1 protein-coding gene is annotated in these 1275 nt (G+C 67.1%); it reads right to left on the bottom strand.

Features of this window, described 5'->3' with window-relative positions; translation table 11 throughout:
• On the bottom strand, positions 1-1210 hold a 1210-nt coding region (locus AC097L_RS24805), incomplete at its 3' end, for a PglL family O-oligosaccharyltransferase (RefSeq protein ID WP_479589379.1).
• Positions 1211-1275: the final 65 nt, after the last annotated feature.

Raw genomic sequence — 1275 nt, 5'->3', positions numbered from 1 at the left:
CGCGGTAGGCTGGGTCACGCGCCTCGGGCGGCATATAGATCTGGCTGGCGCGGCGGTAGTCCCAGGCCGTGTAGATGCATATTGCTATTAAAAAAGTAGCTGCTATCGCCCATGGAATAAGCACGGGAGCCTTATTTTTTATATAAACTTGGTGGGGGGCTCGCCACAGCAGAATCACGCACAGGCCCACCGCGATCTGGAACGGGCCGTACCACAGCGGGTATTCCAGCAGGCTGTGCAAGCCCAGCACCGCCAGCACCGTCCAGGCCATGCGCCGCGTGGCATCCGTCTCGGCCCAGGGTTGGGCGCGCACCACCCACCAGCCCAGCAGGCCGCAGAACGCTACCGCCACCGGCACACCCAGCTCCACCGCCAGGTGCAGCGGCAGGTTGTGCGCGTTGTCCAGAATGTCGCAAAACCGCGGGCCGCTGTACAGGTGGATGTAGTGCGCGTAGTCCAGTTCGCCCCAGCCCCAGCCCAGCCAGGGGTGCTGGGCCACCAGCGTCAGCACGTTGTGCCACAGCGTCAGGCGGCTGGAACACAGCGCATCGCCCTCGCGCAGCCGCGCCCAGGCCCCCGTGTCCAGCCCTACCAGGGTCGGCAGCAGCAGCATGCCCAACCCGTAGGCCAGCACAAAGCCCAGCAGCACCCGCCGCACCGCCGCGTCGCGCCACCCGCCCCAAATGGCCGCCAGCACCACCACCAGGCCGGTTTGCACCAGGCCCGTGCGGGACGATGACACAGCATTGCCCAGCCCTAACAATACCGCGAAGACCAGGACCATATTCCGCTGGGCCACCGCAGGCCGCACCTGCACCGCCCCCCACAGCAAGGCGGCCAAAGCGATGTGGACCAGGCTGGCAAACTGGTTGCGCTGGCGCAAATTGGCAAACGCCTCGCCCAGCGCCGTGGTGTTGACCCACGGAGCCAGCGCCGGGCTCAGCCCGAAATACTGAATGAGCCCCATCGCGCAACTCAAGGCCCCCGCCAACAGCCAGCCGCTGGCGGCCACACCGGCCCAGCCGGAAGCCCCTTGCCGGTTCGGCTGCCACACCGCCTGCACCCCCATGAGCCCCGCCACCGACGCCAGCGCCACCAGCCAAGGCACCAGCGCCGACATCGGGCCAGGGGCGAAGGGGTTGAGCCAGGGGAGGGCGAAGAGGAGGGTGGCGATGCCGTTGGCTGCGGTGGACGTGGCGGCGGGGCGCATTGCAAGCAAGACTAAGGTTTTGCCCCGCTTAGGGCCGGTGGTACGTCAATATCAGGCCACTTTAC

The organism is Rhodoferax sp. RT5P35, assembly GCF_056521385.1.
Note: the sequence above shows the minus strand (reverse complement) of the source record. Positions and strands in the feature narration are given on the sequence as shown.